This is a genomic window from Moorena sp. SIO4E2, from assembly GCF_010671945.1.
Lineage (GTDB): Bacteria > Cyanobacteriota > Cyanobacteriia > Cyanobacteriales > Coleofasciculaceae > Moorena > Moorena producens.
Genome location: NZ_JAAHIE010000002.1, coordinates 50,830 through 55,557, shown reverse-complemented (window position 1 = coordinate 55,557; position 4,728 = coordinate 50,830). Strand labels below are relative to the sequence as shown.

The 4,728-nt window shown below is 44.2% G+C and carries 4 protein-coding genes, 1 other RNA gene and 1 pseudogene; all 6 read left to right on the top strand.

Translation table 11 applies throughout. From position 1 onward, the window contains the following. Positions 1 to 307: 307 nt before the first annotated feature. Positions 308 to 1,588: pseudogene (locus F6K37_RS00875) on the top strand (RNA-guided endonuclease InsQ/TnpB family protein). Positions 1,589 to 1,656: 68 nt separating this feature from the next. Beyond that, on the top strand, positions 1,657 to 2,244 hold the full coding sequence (locus F6K37_RS00870; protein ID WP_287247558.1) for a Panacea domain-containing protein: 588 nt from the start codon (positions 1,657 to 1,659) through the stop codon (positions 2,242 to 2,244). Beyond that, positions 2,216 to 2,608: a hypothetical protein gene (locus F6K37_RS00865; RefSeq protein ID WP_044492303.1), complete on the top strand. Its 393-nt coding sequence runs from the start codon at positions 2,216 to 2,218 to the stop codon at positions 2,606 to 2,608. Before F6K37_RS00870 ends, F6K37_RS00865 begins: the two co-directional genes overlap by 29 nt. A 147-nt stretch (positions 2,609 to 2,755) precedes the next feature. After that, positions 2,756 to 3,198, top strand: an RNA gene (gene rnpB / locus F6K37_RS00860) — RNase P RNA component class A. Positions 3,199 to 3,287: 89 nt separating this feature from the next. Continuing rightward, positions 3,288 to 4,001 carry a ribonuclease III gene (gene rnc / locus F6K37_RS00855; RefSeq protein WP_008179978.1) on the top strand — a complete coding sequence of 238 codons (714 nt, stop codon included), beginning with the start codon at positions 3,288 to 3,290 and terminating at the stop codon, positions 3,999 to 4,001. Next, positions 3,998 to 4,728: Gfo/Idh/MocA family protein (locus F6K37_RS00850; protein ID WP_287247554.1), on the top strand; the 731-nt coding region annotated here is incomplete at its 3' end. The genes rnc and F6K37_RS00850, both read left to right, overlap by 4 nt.

Here is a 4,728-nt window from a genome sequence, read left to right as displayed (position 1 = left end):
TGATCCAGCCCGGGGGTAATTAATTTGTGAACAAAAATCGTGAAATTCTTTCCCTTCTTACCCCTCTCTCCCTCTTCTGGTGTTTCACCACTCAAATCGGATTGCTATCGATCAGCAGCTTAGTAGTATAATTGTACTATTGAATTAGTTTAGGTTATCAGGAATCAACGATGCTGAAAACCCCGCGTCCTTAGACCGGGGATGAAAGCGAGATAGCTCGCTTTTAGCCGTGAAAAAAATATTTGGAAAGTTCCTAAATTTTATGCTATGTATTGTATACTAAATTAGTAGCAATAGGTCGATACTAATGATAGTTTTAGAGTTCAAAGCATACGGCAAGCAGAGACAATATTCAGCCATAGATGAGGCGATTAGAACGGCTAAGTTTATTCGCAATAGCTGCATTCGCTATTGGATGGACAATAAAGGGGTCAATAAATACGATCTCAACAAATATTGCACTGTCCTAGCAAAACAGTTGACCTTTGCCAATGAGCTGAACTCTATGGCTCGTCAGGCAAGTGCTGAACGAGCCTGGTCATCAATCGTCCGCTTCTACGATAACTGTAAGAAAAAAGTACCCGGCAAGAAAGGGTTTCCACGATTCAAGAAACATTGTCGCTCAGTAGAGTATAAGACTTCAGGATGGAAGCTATGTCCTGATAAAAAGTCAATCATCTTTAGTGACTTGAAGGGAATCGGGAAACTCAAACTCAAGGGTACATGGGACTTGTGGCGCTTCGACAAGAAGCAGATCAAGAGAGTCAGGATAGTCCGTCGAGCTGATGGATACTATGTCCAATTCTGCGTTCAGGTTGACATTAATGAACCTGTTCCAGCTACAGGTAACACCATTGGCTTAGACGTTGGACTAAAGGATTTCTACACAGATTCTAACGGAGATGCTGAACCTAATCCCAGGTTCTACAGAAAAGGTGAAAAGCGCCTAAAATTATATCAACGTCAAGTTTCCCGGAAAAAGAAAGGCTCATCCAATCGCAAGAAAGCGATTAATAGGCTAGGTAAGACACACCTCAAAATAAGTAGGCAACGTCAAGAACATGCCAAGAGACTGGCACGTTGCGTAGTCCGGTCAAACGACCTGGTAGCCTATGAAGACTTGAGGGTTAAGAATATGGTAAAAAATCATTGTCTTGCTAAGTCTATTAATGATGCAGGTTGGTATCAATTCAGGAAATGGATAGAACACTTTGGCGCTAAGTTTGGCAAGATAACTGTTGCAGTCAACCCTGCCTACACAAGCCAAAACTGCTCCAATTGTGGTGAAACAGTCAAGAAATCTCTATCAACTAGAACCCACGTCTGTCAGTGTGGTTGCTCCCTAGACAGAGACCATAACGCTGCAATCAACATCCTTGAACAAGCCTTAGGTACGGTGGGGCACACCGGAACCTGGATCATAGATCCGTTCGCGCAGCGGAGGCCGTAGGCCACGCTACGCGAACGGGTCTCCCGAAACGCTTTGGGAGAATCGGCCTCTACTCTTTCTGGTTCCGGCCTGACTGAGCAAGCTGACTCGTTGAGCAAAGAATCCCCGCGTATGCGCGACCGGGGAGTGTCAAAATGATAAGCACAAGCAATTATTATAAATTGCTATCATTGAAGGTTATTTAAATTAGATTTGCGAGTCTAACTATGGTTGATTGTCTCAATGCGGCTCGCTATTTCATCGTAAAAGCTTACGATGATGGCATGGAAGCTGAAATGACCAACATGAAGCTTCAAAAGCTTCTGTACTATGCACAAAGTTTACATCTAGCCCTTTACGATCAGCCATTGTTTGATGAAGAAATTCAAGCATGGCGATACGGTCCTGTGTGCCCTAGTGCTTACAGGTTTTACAGTGAGTTTGAAGCTAAGCAATTACCTATCCCTAAAAAAGACTTCCTCTCAAATATCCCTGATGAGAAGATAGAGCTTCTAGAAGAAACTTGGGAATATTTTGGTGGCTATCATGCTTTTCGACTTAGTAATATGACCCACTGCGAGTTTCCTTGGCAAAAAGCTCGCAAAGGTTTACGATCTGACGCTAGCTCAACTGAGCCCATTATTCTTGAGGATATGAAAGCATTAGGTAAGCAGAAACTTGATGAAATAGAACGTGAGCACCCCGCATATGAATCGGTGATGTCAAAAGTTTTGGAGGACGCTTTTGCTTCATCATCTTCAAATCTTATTGGTAAAGGAGAAGTGAGTGACTGGATCAAATCCCTTCTCGATTGACACTGAAAACTCACAGAATTTTTATCGTTCTTTGAAAAAACTTGCCAAAGATCACAAAGTTCACAAAAATAGCTTTTTTTTGCTTGTCACGCAAGTCCTAGACAATTTAATAGAGAACCCATATCCTAGAAATTCCCGTCAAGAACCTTTCCCAAAAACGAGTAAGTTACCTGAAGGATGGACATTTCATAAGCTTGAGTTGAAGTTTGGCCAAGGCGCTTCTGGACAAATCAGATTGATGTATTTAGTTAATACAAGTAAATCAGTTATCAAACTTGTTTGGATTTACAGTCATAAACAGTTCACAAAACGCCCTGATGACAAAGATCTTAGGAGTGTAATCCAACAAATTCTAGAGGATTAGCTTTTGCGTTCGCGCAGCGGCTCCAACGTCCCATCGCATTTCCCTAGTTGCTGCTCCTGGGACAGATAATGCTCTGTGCCTCTAAATTGACTCTAACTCCAGCAGCTAACAACCAACTGCTAATCAAGTCTAAACTAGAGTAGAGAGAAAGTAGGCGCAGGTGGTTGCGGATTCGCATTTTTCTGCGAGTCTGAGGAAAGTCCGGGCTCCCGAAAGACCAAACTTGCTGGGTAACGCCCAGTGCGGGTGACCGTGAGGATAGTGCCACAGAAACATACCGCCGATGGGAAGGATAAAGGTAGAAGGCTCCAGGAAGAATAAATTCTTCCGGCCTTTTTCCTGATTCTTTCACAGGTAAGGGTGCAAAGGTGTGGTAAGAGCGCACCAGCAGCATCGAGAGGTGCTGGCTCGGTAAACCCCGGTTGGGAGCAAGGTCGAGAGGAACTACGGTTGGTCTTTTACCAGTTCCGGATATGGAGAACCGCATGAGGCGTCTGGTAACAGCCGTCCTAGATAGATAACCACCCTCTTTAGTAGCTTTTTCATTGTTGCTAGGGAGAACAGAACCCGGCTTATGTCCGACTTTCTCTCAATTTAGCTATTAGTCGTTAGTAATGAGTACTCCCAGCAGACTCTGGTTAGTCACAAAGGACTTTCCGACTCACGACAACAGACACCCATGACCATCAAAGATCCCCGTCGTCAGAAACAATTAGAGAAGTTAGTTCAAAAGTTAGGACTATCTAAAACTACAGCTGTGAATTGGTCGTTGCTAGATTTAGCACTGACTCATTGTAGTATCTCAGCAGAAGACAACTATGAGCAGTTGGAGTTTGTTGGTGATGCTGTAATACGTTTAGCTAGCTCAGAATGGCTATGGGAAAATTATCCCAACTCTTCCGTTGGTGAGTTTGCTGCCATTCGTTCCGTACTGGTAAGCGATCGCATTCTGTCTCAACTCGCTCGCAGCTATGGTCTAGAGCGTTATTTACTCGTTTCCAATAGTGCCGCTGGGGACAAAGTTGGCGAAACATCCCGCTTAGCTGATGCCTTTGAAGCAATATTGGGAGCATTATATTTAAGTACCCATACCCTAGAATTAGTCCGTCCTTGGCTAGACCCTCACTTACAAAAACTCACTACTGAAATTCGTCAAGACCCTGCCCGCCAAAACTACAAAGATGCTCTTCAGGAATGGACTCAAGCTCACTACAAACTGCTCCCAAAGTATCATCTGACCGAAAACCTACAAGTGCATGGGGCAAACAACCGCTTCACTGCCCAAGTCTGGCTACAAAATCGACAATTAGGTGAAGGTACAGGAAGATCGAAAAAAGCTGCGGAACAAGCAGCAGCCAAACAGGCATTTCTGGAATTGAGAGGCGAAAAATGAAACAAACCGGAGTAGCGATATTGGGAGCAGGTCGCTGGGGCAAACACTTGGTCAGGAATTTCTTGGCACACCCTGATGCTTGCTTAGTGGCAGTGGTTGATCCATACCCAGAAACCTTGGCAGCTATTAAAGATAAATATAACCTAGCTCCTGAGGTACGTTTGGCAACAGATTGGGAATCGATACGGGATCTCCCGACAATTGAGGCAGTAGTAATTGCTACTCCAGCAGTTACCCATTACACCATAATTAAGGATGCTCTAAACCAGGGGAAACACGTCCTAGCAGAAAAACCCTTAACCCTTGATGTGGCTGAGTGTCTAGAATTGTGCCACCTGGCTCAAGAAAACCAGCGACAGCTCATGGTTGACCATACCTATCTATTTCACCCAGCGGTCAAGCGTGCTCAAGAAGTTGTTCACTCGGGATGCTTAGGAGACTTACGCTATGGATACGCCGCCCGTACTAACTTAGGACCAGTACGTCAAGATGTAGATTCTCTCTGGGATTTAGCCATTCACGACATTGCTATTTTCAACCATTGCTTAGGACAGCTACCTGTTCAAGTCCAAGCTAATGGTAGGGTGTGGCTACAGTTTCAAAAAGAGTTTCAAGTTAGCCAGTTGCCGGTTGAAAAAGAGTTTCAAGTTAGCCAGTTGCCCGTTGAAAGTTCTGAAGATAACCAAGGCTGTAGTCAATCACTTACCCCTCAACAACCTGCTAACCT